Here is a 16,106-nt window from a genome sequence, read left to right on the forward strand (position 1 = left end):
GGCTCCCACCCGCCGGCGGCGGCGACGCCGGAACCGACCATGCCGACGCCGCCGACCACGGCGGCCACGACGGCAGCTTCGCGAAGCATGCGCATGTCTTTTCCTTTTCGGTGGAGGCTCGAGCGCGATCCATTAGGTGATCGCCTGTAGCAGTGAGAGACGATATTGCCGTTATGGCTGATTTCATCTGCAACACGCCGTTTTATTTCTGTTTGATGCTGGCGGCGCATCTGTGTGTCTCGCCAAGCGGTGGCGGTGCGTGGTCGCACAGGTCGGGACCCGCCTGGTGGCCGGACCGGACAGGCAGGCGACCTGGCAGCCCGAGGCACCCCCGACCGTCTCCTGGTCGCTCAACCGACAGGCGCAACAGTCGTGTCGGGCCCGGAGGCGCGGTGATCCTCTGGCAGGACCGCAAAGAAGATGACGGGCCGTCGGGGTTGGGTCACCGGTCCTGTGCGGTGACCCGGTGTCACATGGTTCAGGGACCGAGCCCCGAGGGCTCGGTCCCTGAATGTGTACCGAAGAGGTCGGTCTCAGGCGCCGAGGAGGCCTGTTGATCCGCCGGTGGCGTCGCCGGACTCCTGGTCGTTGCCGATGATGCCGAGGCCGCAGTTGTTCTGCTGGTTGCGGGCGTCGGCGCTGCCGGCGCCGGGGGTGATGGTGGTGAGGAGGGGGAGGGAGACGTCCCCGGTCTCGATGGTGTCGCCGTTCGTCTGGGCGCAGTTGATGGTCGGGGGCTGCGAGTGTCCCCAGCCGCCGGCGGAGGCGACGCCGGCACCGACCATGCCGACGCTGCCGATCGTGGCGGCTACGACAGCAGCTTCGCGAAGCATGCGCATGTCTTTTCCTTTTCGGTGGTGGCTCGAGCGCGATCTGTAGCTGATCGCATCTATACGGTGACGAACCATATGGGTGTGCTGGGAATCTGGGCTGGAAACACGCCGATTGTCCTGAATAGGCGTAAGAAATGGGATGGATCTGCCGGGTGGTCACAGCTTTGGACGGGGCTGCGCCCCGGCCGAACGGCGCTGCGGCTCACGGAAGTTGAGGACGGCGCGTCAACCGGGGGCCGTCTCCCCGTCCTGGGCCTTGGCATGGGCAACTGTGTGAACGGAGCCCGGACGGTCTTGTCGTTCCTTCGGGCGGCTGACATCAGCGATTGACGTCGGCTCGTCGCCGGCGGCAGCCGGATCGCCGGGCCCGACCCGGAACGGAGACCGACGTGCCCTCCGGGCCGACGTCCGCTGGGCCGGCGAGCCGTTCAACTGCACCCGCCGGCTGGGCTCTTCGTAGCGCACGGAGGCGGCCCCGACCGCCGGCCCGGCTCCTCGCGGGCGCTCAGCGCAGTGACCGGGGCGCCACGTCGTGGACGTAGCCCGGGTAGGGGTCGTCGCCGGCTTCGGCGAGGCGGGTGCCGATGCTGCGGGCGGCGGTGAGGACGGGCGGGGCCAGGCGGTCGAGGTCGAGGTGGCTGGAGCGGACCACCACGCCGACCGCCGCGACCGGTTCGCCGTCCACGAGGAGGGGGCTCGCTACCGAACAGCTTCCCAGCGTCATCTCCTCGCGGGTGGTGGAGAATCCGCGCCGTCGCGTGCGCTGGAGGTCGCGCCGCAGGCGGCCCGGCTCGCGGATCGAATGCCTTGTCGGGCGGGCCAGCGGGCGGGCGAGGTGGTCGTCGATGTCGGCGGGCGGAGCCCAGGCCAGCAGCGCCTTGCCGACGCCGGTCGTGTGCAGGGGGAGACGTCCGCCGGTGCGGGAGATGATCGGCACCGACTGGTGGCCGGTGAGCTTCTCGACGTACAGGGCCTTGTCCCCGTCGCGGACGGCCAGATGGACGTTCTCGCGCGTGGCCTCGTAGAGCTCCTGCATGAACGGCATGGCGACGTCGCGCAGCCGCGTGTGCAGTCCGCTCAGCAACCCCAGCTCCAGCAGGCGCAGACCGACGCGGTAGGTGCCGTCGTCCTCCCGTTCGAGACCGCGCCAGAGGGTCAGTTCGCCGACGAGCCGGTGGGCGGTCGCCAGGCTCAGATCCGCACGCCGGGCGAGGTCGGTGAGGGTCAGCCGCGGGTGCTCGAAGTCGAACGCGTCCAGGATCGCCAGCATGCGCGAAGCCACGGTGCGGCCCGGCTGGCTGCTGTTTCCGGCCATGTGTTTCCGCTCAGTGAAAGGCAGCGCTGTGCCTGGAGTGTGCCACGCCTCACGATGTCGGTCACCCCGACAAGGAGAAACACCATGTCGTCAACGTCCCCGAAGGTCCCGGCGTCCGCCGCCGGCGCGAACACGCAGCGCCCCGCCCGGGGCGGATTCTGGCCGGTTCTGCTCTGCTGGCTCGCGGTCGCGCTCGACGGGTTCGACCTCGTCGTGCTCGGAGCGGTCATCCCCACGCTCACCAAGACACAGGCACTCGGCTTCGACCCCGGTTCGCTCACCACCGCGGCCACCCTCGGGCTGGTCGGCGTCGGCATCGGCGCGGTCGTGATCGGCCCGCTCACTGACCGGTTCGGGCGCCGCGCAAGCCTGATGACCTGCATAGCGGTCTTCTCCGTACTGACGCTCGCGATCGCGTGGGCGCCGAACATCGCCACGTTCGTGGCACTGCGCTTCCTCAGCGGCCTCGGTCTGGGCGCCTGCCTGCCGACGGCGCTGGCGTACATGACCGAGTACGCGCGGCCCGGGCGCCGCGGCTCCGCCGTCACGCAGATGATGACCGGCTACCACGCGGGCGCGGTGCTCACGGCGGTGCTGGCGCTCGTCGTCATCCCGGAGTTCGGGTGGGAGGCGATGTTCGTCGTCGGCGGGGTGGCCGGACTGCTGACGCTGCCCGTGATGTGGGTGAAGCTGCCCGAGTCGCAGGCGTTCCTCGACGCCCGCGAGCAGGCCGGCAAGATCAGCAAGGCGGGCGGGACCGGCCCGGCCGGCAAGTCCGCCTCCGCGGACGGCGAGCCGGTGCGTCCCTCCGCGCTCGTGCGCGGCCGGCTGCTGCGCGTCAGCCTCGGAATCTGGATCGCCTCGTTCATGGGGCTGCTCCTCGTGTACGGGCTCAACACCTGGCTTCCGCAGATCATGGGCGCGGCCGGCTACTCGCTCGGTGACTCGCTGGGGCTGCTGCTCGCACTCAACCTCGGCGCCGTCGCGGGTCTGTTGCTCGCCGGACGCGTCTCGGACGCACGCGGCAACAAGCGGACCGTGCTGCTCTGGTTCGGTGTCTCGGCGGTCTTCCTGGCGTTGCTGTCGGTCAAGCTGGAGTCGACGGCGCTGGTGTACGCCGCGGTCTTCATGGCCGGTGTGTTCGTCTTCAGCGCACAGGTGCTCGTGTACGCGTTCGTCGGCCACCTGTTCGCCGCGGAGGTGCGCGGCACCGCGCTGGGTCTCGCCGCCGGAGTGGGCCGGCTCGGCGCGATCGTCGGCCCGTTCCTCGGCGGGCTGATGGTCAGCGCGGGAGTCGCCTACCCCTGGGGCTTCTACGCCTTCTCCGTCGCAGCGGTGCTCGCCGTCCTCGCCCTGCTGTTCGTGCCCGCGAACCTGCGGGAGGGAGACGCGTGACGACGACACGGACCCAGGTGGTGATCGTCGGGGCGGGTCCGGCGGGACTGCTGCTGTCCCATCTGCTGGACCTGGAGGGCGTCGAGTCGGTCCTGCTGGAGAACCGCAGCCCCGAATACGTGAGCGGCCGCATCCGTGCCGGGATGCTGGAGCACTCGACCGTCGAACTGCTCAGCGAGGCAGGCGTGGGCGACCGGCTCAGGCACGAGGGCATGGAACACCGGGGGATATACCTCCAGTTCCCGAACGAGCGCCACCACATCGACTTCCGGTCCCTCGTGGACCGGTCGGTGTGGGTGTACGGGCAGACCGAGGTCACCCGCGATCTGATGGAGGCGCGCGCCGCCGCAGGTCAGCACTCCTATTACGAGGTCGGCGACGTCGCCCTGCACGACCTCGACGGTGAGAGGCCTTCGGTGACCTTCGTCGACGCGGAGGGCCGTGCGCACCGCATCGACTGCGACGTCGTCGCGGGCTGCGACGGCTTCCACGGCCCCTCCCGCCGGAGCATCCCCGACGAGGCGCGACGCTCCTTCGGGCGGGACTATCCGTACGCGTGGCTCGGTGTCCTGGCCGACGTCGCTCCGTCGACGGACGAGCTCATCTACGCATGGCATCCCGAGGGATTCGCCATGCACTCCATGCGCTCGCACTCCGTCAGCCGGCTCTACCTCCAGGTCGACCCGTCCGAGGACGTGGCCGAATGGCCGGACGACCGGATCTGGGACGCCCTGGCCCGGCGGCTCGGCCACGGGCAGGACGGCTGGCAGCTGCAACCCGGGCCGATCACCGACAAGTCGGTTCTGCCGATGCGCAGCTTCGTCTCGACGCCGATGCGGTACGGACGGCTGTTCCTTGCGGGCGACGCCGCGCACATCGTTCCGCCGACCGGAGCCAAGGGGCTGAACCTCGCCGTGGCCGACGTGGCGCTGCTCTCCCGCGCGCTGGCGGCCCTGCTGCGCGACGGAGACCCGCGTCCGGCCGACGAGTACTCGGACACGGCGCTGCGGCGGGTCTGGCGGTGCACCCACTTCTCGTGGTGGATGACCAGCATGCTGCACGTCACCGGCGACCCCTTCGACGCTCAGCTGCAACGCTCGCAGCTGGAGTGGGTCGTGAGCTCCGGAAGAGCCGCGGGTGGCCTGGCGGAGAACTACGCCGGGCTTCCCATCGGCTACTGAGAACCGTCTTCCCCCGGCCGGCTTCTGGCAGCGGGGAAGTCCGGCGGCGCGAAATCGATGCGGCCCCTGCCGGCATCACCGTGAGCCGGCAGCGGGCAGCATCGAGGAGGGCGAGACCGGGGGCGGGATCAACAGGGGCGGGATCGAGGGGGAGGTGAACATGCGATGCGGGTTTCCTTCCATGATGTTCACCACCTCGCGCCCGGGTGGAATCCGGAAGTGATCCGTTTACCCCCGGCGGATCTTCGCGGCGATTCCGTGGCCGATGAAGAGGTAAACAACAGCGGGCAGGCCGTAGTTGAGCGCGAAGCGTACGTGTTCGTTCTCCATGGTGAAGATGTCCTGCGACCAGCCGGCGAGCAGGTTGGCCATGCCCTCGACGAACTGGACGAAGACATTCGCCTGGTTGGCCTGGAGAAGGTGGAGCAGGATCCACAGGCCGAGGAACGCGGCGGCCACGTCGGCGATCGTGTGGACGATCAGGGCTGTCCGGCTCGATGCCGGCTCTCCACGGGTGCCGGAGTTCCCGGTGGCCGGCGACTGGTGAATGTGACTCATTGACGGTCCGATCTTCGGGTGCAATTCCTGACGGGCAGGCCGGGCGGGAGGAATTCGGCCTCCGCCTGGGAGCCGCCGTCCCGTCCGTGACGGAACGGGTGTTGCGTCCTTTCCGCACGCCACTCTGCGGGGAAAGCCGTGAATGCGTTACGGGGTGATCCACGCGTTTCATCACGCGTAGTTTCGAGATTTCCACAACTGGTTCACGGACGCGGCGTAAAGGGCCCGGCAAGAAGGACGCGGAGAAGCCGCAGGAGCGGCGAGCGGTGAGCCTCTGGGCCGTGACCGTGAGCCGTGACCGTGAGCCGTGACCGTGAGCCGGTCCGGTCGGCGACTGCCGTGTCGCTGACTTCCGATGCGAGCCGCTCGGTCCCCGGTGGCTGACAGCGGGCGCCTGCGCCGCGACCCTCTGTTGCGGGTTGCGGGTTGCGGGTTGCGGGTTGCGGGTTGCGGCGAGGGCGGTGGTGGGCTGTTCGTCTCCCCGGCAGCACCCCTGGCGCCTTCGTCGAAGAGGGCGCGGCCTCTGAACACGAGGAACGGTGGTTCTCCGGGGCGGCAGACCCGTGGCAGCGCGGAGGTGCAGCCGCCCTCGTCGCTCCCTACGGTGGACACGGGGGACTCGCCGGCCGGCGGCCTGCCGGCGGGCGCAGCGATGTGGAGTCCGCGATGACCACACCACGGGACCTGATGATCACCGCCATCGACGTGGCGCCGAACCGGCCCGCTGAGCAGGGCGAACTGTCGCTGGCACTCGCGGGGGCCGAGTTGGTCGACCTCCTGGCCGCCGACGCCGTCACGCTGGAAGGCGACCGGATCGTGCCCGGCCTTCGGACGGGCATGGATGATCCGCTGCTGGAGCAGGCCGCGGCGTCGCTGGTTCGGGAGGCGCCGTACGAGTCGGTCGGCGACTGGCTGTGGCGCAGGGGACGCGGCCTGTCGACGGACTACGCGACCGCCCTGGAGAAGGACGGGCAACTCACACGCGGACGTCGCGGTCTGCTGCCGTTCCGCAGAGGGCGGCCGGAGCCGGCCGACTCGGTCGACCGCCGCCTGGCAGCGGAACGCTGGGCTTCGGACGAGCCCGTCCTGGCGGCCCTCGGGACGGCCGTCGGAATCCGCGGCGAGGGAACCCCTGACGGTCCGGGCACGGGCGACGACGCCGTGGACACCGTGCTCGCCGCCGTCGATCACGCGACCGTGGAACTGGCAGCGGAGCGGCAGCGGCGAACCATCGAACGGGAGGCGTTCGACAACATCTGGCGCGGGGACTGACGAGGAGCCGACGGGCGGCCGGGCGACGGCCTGGCGACGGCCGGGCGACGGCCGGCGTCAACTGGCGGACTTCTGGCGGACTGCTGGCGGACTTCTGACGGGCTACGACGGACGCAGCGGGCAAGGGCCCCTCGCCCGCTGCCCCGCATCGGCGAGCGCGAGCGCCTGCTGCCCGCTGCCCGCTGCCCGCAACACCGGGGGAGCGCCCGGTGCGCGCCCCGCACCCGCCCCGCCCCCCGCCCGGGTGCGCACCCGTGACCGGGCGTGGCCGCAGGCGTGGATCAACTGCCGCCGCGGGCCCCGTGGATGTCCTGGAACAGTTCGAGTGCCGCGTGGTCCAGCGCCCTGCACACGGCGCCGGTCACGACGACGTGGTCGCCGAGGGCGGAGTTCTTGATTTCCGGCGGGTCCGGGACCAGTTCGCCGACGGCGCGCCTCAACGGTTCGAGGAGCACGTCGCCGGCCTGTGCGACCGCGCCGCCGATGACGACGAGTTCGGGGTTCAGCAGGGTGTGGAGCAGGGCGATGACCCGGCCGATCCGGGCCGTGACTTCGTCCACGACGGCGAGGGCCGACGGGTCGCCGTCCCGTGCCGCGGCGAAGACGAGCTTGGCGGTCATCCGCCGGGGGTCGCCGCCGACGGCGTCGGCCAGCGACGGCGAAGCGGCCGACGCGACGACCGCTTCCGCGCCGAGTGTGCGGGCGAGCAGGGCGATGCCGTCCGTGTTCCCGACCCCGTCCACCATGCTGAGGAACTTCAGCTCTCCGGCGGCGCCGCGGCTGCCCTGGATCAGCCGGCCGCCGAAGTACAGCCCGGACCCGAGCCGCTCGCCGGCCAGCAACTCCACGACGTTGTCGGCGCCCTGGGCGCAGCCCCGCCAGCGCTCGGCGAGCACCGCGAGGTTCGCGTCGTTCTCGACGAGGACCGGTGCGTCGAACCCCTCGCCGGCCGCCTTCCTCAGGTCGATCCTGGCCAGGCCGGGCAAGTAGTCCTCTTCGGCGACGACGTGGCCGCCCTCGTCCACGGGGCCCGGAACGGCGAGGGCGATGGCGAGCACCGCGGACTTGTCCAAGCCGGCATCGCCGAGGGTGGTTTCGACCGCGCGGTGCATCTGGTTGAGCCGGGCCCGTGCCCCGATGCCGCCGGCGCGGAAGGTGCGGGTGTGCTCTGCGAGCGAGTCGCCGCGCAGGTCGGCGACGACGGAGGTCACCTTGTTCTGCCCGAGGTCGATGCCGAGGACGTACCCCGCGGCGGCGTTGAACTCGTACTGGCGCGCGCGGCGGCCCGGGCCCGAACCGCGCTGGGGCGGGCGCTGCTCGATCTCGTGGACCCATCCCCTGCTGATCAGGTGGTCGCAGACCGTGTGCACCGTCGGACGCGACAGGCCTGTGATCTCCATGAGTTCGGTGCCCGTGGCGGGACCTGTGGCTCGCAGCGCGTCCAGGACGGCACCGGCGTTGAGCCGGCGCAGCAGGGGTGAGGTCGCCGTCGGTTCGCGGTCGCTCAACTTGTCCCCCCTCTTGACTCCGTGCGGTTCCGCAAGCATGCTCCAGAAAACCATTTAATAAACGTCGCTCATCAATAGCAAGTCGGACCCGTGCAGCACGGGCTCACAGGTCGCAGGGCAGCTGAGTTCAAGGAGGACGGCCCATGAAACGAACGCGTGCACTGACGGTGGTCACTGCCTTGATGCTCGGCGCGGCCGGGTGCGGCACCGGCGGTGCGGGCGGCGGGGCGTCGAAGGACGCCGCGGAGAAGCTGCCCCCCGGAGAGAAGGTCTCCGGAGAGATCACCTTCTGGCACGCGTACGGCGCCGACGGCAACGAGGTGAAACAGCTGGAGAAGAAGGTCATACCTGCCTTCGAGAAGGAGCACCCCGGCACAAAGGTCAAGCCTGTCACCATCCAGTACGACAAGCTGCACCAGAAGCTTGTCACCTCCGCCGCCGGCCAGTCCCTGCCGGACGTCGTGCGCTCCGACGTCGTCTGGGTGCCCGAACTGGCCGAGCTCGGTGTGCTGGTGCCGCTCAGCGACGCGCTCCCGGACTTCAGGAAGCTGAGCGACCAGGTCTACGAGGCGGCGCTGGAGACCAACGCCCACAAGGGCAAGCACTACGGACTGCCGCTGGATACCAACACCAAAGTGATGCTCTACAACGAGCAGGCCCTCGAGAAGGCCGGCGTCAAGAGCCCGCCCAGGACTTTCGACGACCTGCGTGCCGCCGCACCCAAGCTCGCCGCCCGCAAGACCTTCGCGCTCGCCGAGGCCGACGCCGCGGGATGGAACGTACTGCCGTACATCTGGTCCAACGGCGGCGAGATGATGAACAAGGCCAAGACGAAGACCGACGGCCACCTCAACGGAAAGAAGTCGGTCGAGGCCGTGCAGCTCCTGGTCGACCTGTACAAGGACAAGGCCCTGCCGAAGCTCGTGCTGGGCAAGGGCGGCGCGCTCCCGGCCCCCGAGGGCCTCGCCAAGGGCAAGTACGCGACCACCCCCGACGGCCCGTGGACGTACCCGCCCATCGAGAAGCAGTACCCGGACTTCGAGATGAAGGCCGCACCCATGCCCAGCAGCGACGCGGGCAGCATCAGCGTGGTCGGGGGCGAGAACGTCGTCGTCACCTCGTCGTCGAAGAACAAGAAGCTCGCCGCGGAGTTCACCCGGTTCCTGGTCTCGCCGAAGGCGCAGATGATGATGGCCGAGACGGGACAGCTCTCGGTTCTCAAGTCCCTCAGCGACGACATGGCCGAGCTCAAGCCCTACTACGGGCCGTACATGAAGCAGCTGAAGACCGCACGGCCCCGCCCCGCGACGCCGTCCTGGACGAAGATCGACGACATCCTGCGCAAGCAGGTCCAGTTGGCCGTACGCGGCGACGTGCCTGTGCAGAAGGCGCTCGACGACGCCGTCGAGAAGATCGACCCGCTGCTGGCCCGGGACTGAACCGGTGGCGGTACCGACAGCACCGACCGCGGGCCCGGCCGGGAACACATCGCGCAAGGCCGGCCTGCTGCGCCGCGCCGTCCCCCGCGGCGCACCGCCGAGGGGGACGGCGCGCAGGCGGACCGATCTCACGCCGTACGCCTTCCTGCTGCCCGGCTTCGCGCTCTTCTGCCTGATAGTCGCCTACCCGCTCGGCCGGGCACTGCAGATCAGCTTCTACGACTGGGCCGTCGTGCCCACGCAGGTCAGTCAGTTCGTCGGCTTCGACAACTATGTACGGGGCCTGCAGGACGGCCACTTCTGGCTGAGCCTCGCCAACGTCGGCGTGTACCTGGTGGTCACCGTGCCAGGCCAGATCGTGATCGGGATGTTCCTGGCGGTCCTGCTGGACGCCCGGCTGCCCGCCCGCGGTCTGTTCCGGGTGCTGTTCTACATCCCGGTGGTCACGAGCTGGGTGGTCGTGGCCCTGCTCTTCAAGTACCTGTTCACCACCGACGGCGGAGCCGTGAACTGGCTGCTCCACGATGTGCTGGGCCTGGTCGACCACAACGTCCCCTGGTTGCAGGAGCGTTGGACGGGCCTGCTCGCGGTGTGCGTGCTCGGGGTCTGGAAGGGGGTCGGCTGGGCGATGGTCATCTTCCTCGCCGCCCTCACCGGCGTCAGCTCCGAACTCAAGGACGCCGCAGCCATCGACGGCGCCAACGCCTGGCAGCGGTTCATGAACGTGTCGCTGCCGGCGATACGCAGAACGCTGCTGTTCGTGATCGTGATGCTGATCATCGGCGGCTTCAACGTCTTCATCTCGATCCTGCTGATGACGGACGGCGGACCGGCGGGCAGCACCGAAGTGCCGCTCACCTACATGTACAAGCAGGCCTTCGAATTCCTCGACTTCGGTTACGCCTCGGCGCTGTCGTTCCTGCTCGCCGTCGCGATCGCCGTCGTCTCCTTCGTCCAGTTCCACCTGTTCCGCGACGACGGCACCGGAGCCCCCCGATGACAGTCCCACTGCGCGCACCGCGCTCGTCCAGTGCTCCGCGCTCCGTGCGCCACCGGCCGCACTCGCGGGAGCGGGTCTCGAAAGTGCTGCGCCTCGCGGTGCTCTCGGCCGGTGCCCTCGTGCTGATCGCCCCGTTCCTCTACATGGCCGGCACGTCGTTCAAGCCGCATGCGTACCTGCTCGAGGTCCCGCCGCGGCTGATCCCCGAGGACCCGACCACCGCGAACTACTCGACGGCACTGAGCAGCAACAACTTCGGGCGCTACTTCCTCAACTCGATGTATGTCGCCGCGTCCACCACGTTCGCGGTGCTGGTGCTCGCGTCGACGATGGCGTACGCCTTCGCCCGGTTCGACTTCCGCGGCAAGCGCATCCTGTTCGCGGCGCTGCTCGGGGGGCTGATGATCCCGGGCATCGTCACGATCGTCCCGCAGTTCGTCCTCGCATCGAGCCTCGGCCTGCTGAACTCGCTGAACGGGCTGGTCCTGTTCTACTCCGGCAGCGCCGTCGCCTTCATCACGTTCCTGCTCCGCGCGTTCTTCGAACGGGTCCCACAGGCCCTGGACGACGCCATGACGGTCGACGGCGCCGGGCCCGTACGCAAGTTCGTCAGCCTCTACCTGCCGATGGTGCGCCCTGCCCTCGCCACGGCGGCGATCTTCGCGTTCCTCGGCGCCTGGGACGAGTTCGTCTGGGCGCTGACCGTCATCGACGACCCCGACAAGCGCACGCTGCCCATCGCGATCGCCGCCTTCCAGGGGCAGCACGCCACCCAGTGGGGGCTGGTCTTCGCGGCGTCCGTGATCGCGATCCTGCCCGTCCTCGCCGTCTACGTCGTCGGGCAGCGGCAGTTCATCGCCGGCATCGCTTCGGGGGCCGTGAAGGACTGACGGGCTGACTCCGAAGGACCGACACCGGCACCCGGCCGAACCGTACGTACGACTGAAAGATCACCCGTGACTTCGAGCCTCATCGCCTCCGCCGACGACCGGGACGACGCCACCGCCGAGCGCGAGTGGTGGAAGACCGCCGTCGTCTACCAGATCTATCCGCGCAGCTTCGCCGACAGCGACGGCGACGGCATCGGGGACATCCCCGGCATCACCTCCCGGCTCGACCACCTCGCCCGCCTGGGCGTCGACGTGCTGTGGCTGTCCCCGGTCTACCCCTCGCCGCAGGACGACAACGGCTACGACATCAGCGACTACTGCGGCATCGACCCGGTCTTCGGCACCCTCGCCGACTTCGACGAACTGCTGGCGGCCGTGCACGAGCGCGGCATGAAGCTCGTCATGGACCTCGTGGTCAACCACACCTCCGACCAGCACCCGTGGTTCGCCGAATCCCGGTCCTCGCCGGACTCCCCCAAGCGCGACTGGTACTGGTGGCGGCCGGCCCGCGAGGGCACGGCCCCGGGCGCTCCGGGCGCCGAACCGAACAACTGGCGGTCGTTCTTCTCGGGCTCCGCATGGCAGTTCGACGAGGCGACGGGCGAGTACTACCTGCATCTCTTCTCGCGCACGCAGCCCGACCTCAACTGGGAGAACCCCCAAGTGCGCGCCGCCATACACGAGATGATGCGCTGGTGGCTCGACCGCGGCGTCGACGGCTTCCGGATGGACGTCATCAACATGATCTCGAAGGACCCCGAACTGCCGGACGGGCCCGTCGGCGAGGACGGCGCCTACGGTGACGGCGGACCCTTCTACCTGTCCGGGCCGCGCATCCACGAATACCTTCAGGAGATGCACCGCGAAGTCTTCGCGGGCCGCGACCGCCGGCTCCTCAACGTGGGCGAGATGCCCGGCGTCACCGTGGACGACGCCGTGCTGTTCACGGACCCGGAGCGCCGCGAGCTCGACATGGTCTTCCAGTTCGAGCACGTCGGACTCGACCACGGGACCGGCAAATGGGACCACCGCGAGCTTCGTCTCCGCGACCTCAAGGAGTCGATGGGGCGCTGGCAGCAGGGCCTCGCCCGAACCGGCTGGAACAGCCTCTACTGGAACAACCACGACCAGCCGCGGATCGTCTCCCGGTTCGGCGACGACGGCGAACACCGGGTCCGGTCGGCGACGATGCTGGCCACCGTGCTCCACCTGCACCGCGGAACCCCGTACATCTACCAGGGCGAGGAGCTCGGCATGACCAACGCCCCGCTCCGCACCATCGACGACTTCCGCGACATCGAGTCCCTGAACCACCACACCGAGGCGGTCGCCGCCGGTGCCGCGTCGGCCGACGTGGTGGCCGCGATGCGGCCGATGGCCCGCGACAACAGCCGCACACCCATGCACTGGGACAGCTCGCCGAACGCGGGCTTCACGACCGGAACTCCCTGGATCGCCGTCAACCCGAACCACACCGAGATCAACGCGGCGGCCCAACTCGACGACCCCGACTCCGTCTTCCACCACTACCGGCGGCTCATCGCGCTGCGCCACACCGAACCGGCCGTCGCCCACGGGGACTTCACGATGCTGCTCCCGGACGACGACCGGGTGTACGCGTTCACGCGGCGGCTGGGTGAGACCGAGTTGCTCGTGCTCGCCAACTTCACCGGCGCTCCGGTCGTCACGGAACCGGACGACGGCGCCGGCCGGACGGACCGGACAGGCGCCGAAGTCCTCCTCACGAACGTCGGCACGCCCTCGGAACGCATCGGCGAACTCGCCCCGTGGGAGGCGACCGTCTACCGCCGCAGCGCCGGCGGGTGAGCGCCGCTCAGTCGGTGAACAGCCCTCAGAGGTGAGCCGGTGGGTGTGACGGCGCGTTCGTCCCAGTCCGGGGGCCGGTGTGAGCCCGCTGCGAGCCCGGTGCGAGCCCGGCGCGGAAGCCTCTTCGCGGCCCGACTCGGCCGCTGCGCCGGGCGCGTCAGGACGTGCAGGAGGAACGAGGAAACGAGGAACGAGGAACGGCGAACACGAAGGGTCGCGTGGTCAGCCCGTGGTCAGCCCGCCCCGCCGGGACGCGGGGCGCCCTGGAAGACCTGCCGGGTGTGCCAGGTCCGGTGGGAGGCGGCGACCGGGCGGGTGCCCGGCTGCGGGCCGATGACCGGGCGGTACGCGAGCGCCACCACATGCTCGCGGGCCGCCGCGCTGTGCCCCGCGAAGCGCTGGGAGACGAGTATGCGGTGGCCCTCTCCGATGCCGAGAACGCCCTTGTCGAACAGCTTGTGGTGCAGCGTGCACAGGCACAGACCGTTCTCGACGTCGTCCGGTCCGTCGAACGCCCACCAGCGCACATGCGCGGCCTCCAGCCCGACCGGCACCGCCCCGATCCGCCCGTCATAGCCGCAGAAGGCACAGCGGTACTCGTACGCGGTCAGCACCGACTCCCGCATCCGCCGGTCCCGTTGCCGCCGCCCGGGCACCATCGGCCGGAGCTCGGACGGCTCCGGCTCCGGCTCCAGAGCGACGGCCTCGCACAACTCGGCGTGCAGAGACGGCGGGAAGTGCCGGTCGAGCAACATCCGCGCCATCCGGTGCAGAAGCGACGGCTCGCGCCGCAGCGCGTCCCTCAACTCCGGGGCGAGCCGCCCCGTCGCACCCGTGGCCCGCAGCTCCCGGACGCCGCTCCCGGGACTGCCGGGCCCGCGGTCGGTACGCACCTCCCACACCCCGTCGCTGACGAGATGGTGGAAGGGATAGGCGGGCGTCGTCCTGTGGGCCGGGCCGTACTCGGTCAGCAGCCGCTGCAGATCCGACTCCACCGCGCTGTACCGCAGTTCACCCTGGGCATCGTCCTGGAACCGGCCGAGCGCGTACAGAAGCAGCAGAGGCTTGTGGGGCGCGCGCGTACCGTTCCCCGACCACTGCCTCAGCTTCGCGGTGCGCTCCAGCCAGTCCATGACGGGTGATCATAATTCTGCATCCAGCCCCATGTGAGGGCGAGATGGCGGCAGAAGACCGGGCGGCCGCGATCGAGGGCGATGCGGTACCGCTCTTCGTGCGCCGCGTCCCGGCACGCACAGGGGCTTCTTCCGTCCAAGGTTTTCGAGAGCTTCGCCTCAGCGCCCGCACACCGACACCCTGGACCGCTTCCCGCATCTCGGCGATCCGCACCCGGCGGCCGTCTCCTGAGAGAAGACGCCGACCCGGACGCGGGCCACGCAGGCATCCGCAGGAGCAGGCGCCGTGCGAAGTGCGCGCACGATTGCGGTGGTTCGGGCCTGTCCAACGAATCTCTGACTCAGGTCACTAGCTGGTGCCGGCGACGGTGGCGCCCACGGCCGCGGCGCCCACGATGGCGACGATTTCGTACTGCATTGCCTCCAGGGCCCTGCGTACCGCGGGAGCGGCCCAGTTTTCATGCGCCAGCTTCGCCGTTCGCCGTTCGACGTCCCGGGCCGGGACCCCGGGGAAGGCGCACTCGTACAAACCGGCAGCACTCAGTACAACCGCCAAGCCGACGGTGCGTTCATCCGGTGTCTCGCCCCGTAGCACCACACCGGCCAACCGATCGCGGAGCGCGACCTCCACGGAGCTGTCGAGCGTGGGATAGCGACGTGTGGTGAACAGCCCCAGCGTCCTGCTCACCTCCTCGCGCACCGTCCCCCTCTCCCGAAGCCGGTCCAGTGCCTTGCCGCGAGCGTTCTTACGGAGCTCACGCACCCAGCTCTGCGCGGTGGCCGGCTTCTCGCGTGCGGCCATCACCGCAAGCACGTCGTCCAGTACGGCAGAACCCACAGGTGTCCGGTCGGCTACGACGACCTTGTGGTGGTCCACGTCGAGCCGCCCTGCCAAGGCCAGTTCAAGGAGGACAGCTCCGGCGGCGGCGCAATCTGTCCGCCACGGCTCCGGAAAGCGCCCCCGAGCGTCAATGGAGAGCAGAACTGCCTGCTCATCGAGTGTCATTTGCATACCCACAACACTCCCATACGGTCGGCGGCCTGATAGAGGCCTGATGCTGCCGCATGAGAGGCAGCAAGATGACACCAAAACCCCTTCGTTCGGAGATTGACGCATGCCATTGTTTGTGATGCCGGAAGCGAGCAGCCGAGGAATTCAATCACCATCCTGGTGACGGGATTCCAGGTCGCGATTCCGCGCACTCGGCTCCCGAGACCGGTGCCAAAAGAGAAACCACGAAAGCACGAGAAAGAAGGAGACACACTCATGTTGCTTGAGAAGGTCAACAACAGTCACCTGCTCGAGGCCGTACCGATGGACGCCGCGAACGTGGAGGACCTGTCGTCGGCCGAGCCCGTCCTGTCCACCCCGGCTGCCGCTGCCGGCGGAGCCCTGGTCACCGCGGGCGCGTTCGGAGCCGGCGTCGGGCTCGGGGTCACCCAGGCCCAGGCTGACGGCTGACAACCGCCACATCAGCGCCCCCAAGCAGAATCAAACCGTCGCTCAAGGAGTGAACGTGACTGCAATATCCACCAAGGTCAACGCTAGCCAGGAACTCGACGGCGTCTCGATCCACGCCGGCGAGAACGAGTGGAACGGCCGGATGTCTCCGGTCCTCGCCACCCCTGCCGCGGTCGGCGCCGGGCTGGCCGGCGCAGCCGCCGTCGCCGGTGCGGGAGCTGCCGGCATCGCGGTCGGAAACGCCGCCGGGCAGGCCGCGGGCGGCTGACCCACGCCGCGCGATGCCGCCTCTC

At 69.6% G+C, this 16,106-nt stretch carries 15 protein-coding genes; 9 read left to right on the forward strand and 6 right to left on the reverse strand.

From position 1 onward, the window contains the following. Positions 1-533: 533 nt before the first annotated feature. Both H180DRAFT_RS20510 and H180DRAFT_RS20515 read right to left on the reverse strand, forming a co-directional pair. Positions 534-839 carry a hypothetical protein gene (locus H180DRAFT_RS20510; RefSeq protein WP_055487581.1) on the reverse strand — a complete coding sequence of 102 codons (306 nt, stop codon included), beginning with the start codon at positions 837-839 and terminating at the stop codon, positions 534-536. A 499-nt stretch (positions 840-1,338) separates the two neighbouring features. Next, positions 1,339-2,148, reverse strand: coding sequence for an IclR family transcriptional regulator (locus H180DRAFT_RS20515; protein WP_055487582.1), 810 nt, complete (start codon positions 2,146-2,148; stop codon positions 1,339-1,341). Positions 2,149-2,232: 84 nt separating this feature from the next. Here H180DRAFT_RS20515 and H180DRAFT_RS20520 point away from each other — a divergent pair, with 84 nt between their 5' ends. Continuing rightward, positions 2,233-3,543 carry an MFS transporter gene (locus tag H180DRAFT_RS20520; RefSeq protein ID WP_055487583.1) on the forward strand — a complete coding sequence of 437 codons (1,311 nt, stop codon included), beginning with the start codon at positions 2,233-2,235 and terminating at the stop codon, positions 3,541-3,543. Then, complete coding sequence (locus H180DRAFT_RS20525; protein WP_055487584.1) at positions 3,540-4,724, forward strand: 4-hydroxybenzoate 3-monooxygenase; 1,185 nt, start codon at positions 3,540-3,542, stop codon at positions 4,722-4,724. The genes H180DRAFT_RS20520 and H180DRAFT_RS20525 overlap by 4 nt, the downstream gene beginning before the upstream one ends. 228 nt (positions 4,725-4,952) lie before the next feature. Here H180DRAFT_RS20525 and H180DRAFT_RS20530 read toward each other — a convergent pair whose 3' ends face one another. Beyond that, entirely contained in the window at positions 4,953-5,282 is a 330-nt protein-coding gene (locus tag H180DRAFT_RS20530; protein WP_055487585.1) for a hypothetical protein, read from the reverse strand. Between the two features lie 666 nt (positions 5,283-5,948). Here H180DRAFT_RS20530 and H180DRAFT_RS20535 point away from each other — a divergent pair. Continuing rightward, entirely contained in the window at positions 5,949-6,554 is a 606-nt protein-coding gene (locus H180DRAFT_RS20535; protein ID WP_055487586.1) for a GOLPH3/VPS74 family protein, read from the forward strand. Positions 6,555-6,835: 281 nt separating this feature from the next. On the opposite strand, the gene H180DRAFT_RS20540 is transcribed toward H180DRAFT_RS20535, so the two are convergent. Next, on the reverse strand, positions 6,836-8,062 hold the full coding sequence (locus H180DRAFT_RS20540) for an ROK family protein (protein WP_159033592.1): 1,227 nt from the start codon (positions 8,060-8,062) through the stop codon (positions 6,836-6,838). A 143-nt stretch (positions 8,063-8,205) separates the two neighbouring features. Here H180DRAFT_RS20540 and H180DRAFT_RS20545 point away from each other — a divergent pair, with 143 nt between their 5' ends. From H180DRAFT_RS20545 to H180DRAFT_RS20560, 4 genes are all read left to right on the forward strand, one after another. Continuing rightward, complete coding sequence (locus tag H180DRAFT_RS20545; protein WP_055487588.1) at positions 8,206-9,501, forward strand: extracellular solute-binding protein; 1,296 nt, start codon at positions 8,206-8,208, stop codon at positions 9,499-9,501. A 4-nt stretch (positions 9,502-9,505) separates the two neighbouring features. After that, entirely contained in the window at positions 9,506-10,501 is a 996-nt protein-coding gene (locus H180DRAFT_RS20550; protein WP_254666101.1) for a carbohydrate ABC transporter permease, read from the forward strand. Next, the gene (locus H180DRAFT_RS20555) at positions 10,498-11,391 is read left to right on the forward strand and encodes a carbohydrate ABC transporter permease (RefSeq protein WP_079100272.1); all 894 of its coding nucleotides are present in this window, start codon (positions 10,498-10,500) and stop codon (positions 11,389-11,391) included. Before H180DRAFT_RS20550 ends, H180DRAFT_RS20555 begins: the two co-directional genes overlap by 4 nt. A 66-nt stretch (positions 11,392-11,457) precedes the next feature. Beyond that, the gene (locus tag H180DRAFT_RS20560) at positions 11,458-13,218 is read left to right on the forward strand and encodes a glycoside hydrolase family 13 protein (protein WP_254666102.1); all 1,761 of its coding nucleotides are present in this window, start codon (positions 11,458-11,460) and stop codon (positions 13,216-13,218) included. Between the two features lie 233 nt (positions 13,219-13,451). On the opposite strand, the gene H180DRAFT_RS20565 is transcribed toward H180DRAFT_RS20560, so the two are convergent. Together H180DRAFT_RS20565 and H180DRAFT_RS20570 are read right to left on the reverse strand one after the other, a co-directional pair. After that, a complete protein-coding gene (locus H180DRAFT_RS20565) occupies positions 13,452-14,351 on the reverse strand; it encodes a phosphorothioated DNA-binding restriction endonuclease (RefSeq protein ID WP_055487589.1) in 900 nt (299 codons plus the stop codon). Positions 14,352-14,700: 349 nt separating this feature from the next. Next, positions 14,701-15,468: a GOLPH3/VPS74 family protein gene (locus tag H180DRAFT_RS20570; RefSeq protein ID WP_079100273.1), complete on the reverse strand. Its 768-nt coding sequence runs from the start codon at positions 15,466-15,468 to the stop codon at positions 14,701-14,703. Between the two features lie 150 nt (positions 15,469-15,618). Here H180DRAFT_RS20570 and H180DRAFT_RS20575 point away from each other — a divergent pair, with 150 nt between their 5' ends. Further along, positions 15,619-15,813, forward strand: coding sequence for a hypothetical protein (locus tag H180DRAFT_RS20575; RefSeq protein ID WP_055487591.1), 195 nt, complete (start codon positions 15,619-15,621; stop codon positions 15,811-15,813). A gap of 55 nt (positions 15,814-15,868) precedes the next feature. Next, positions 15,869-16,081, forward strand: a complete 213-nt coding sequence (locus H180DRAFT_RS29915; RefSeq protein ID WP_055487592.1) for a hypothetical protein — start codon at positions 15,869-15,871, stop codon at positions 16,079-16,081. The last annotated feature ends 25 nt before the right edge of the window (positions 16,082-16,106 follow it).

This window comes from Streptomyces sp. WMMB 322, from assembly GCF_900090145.1.
GTDB lineage: Bacteria > Actinomycetota > Actinomycetes > Streptomycetales > Streptomycetaceae > Streptomyces.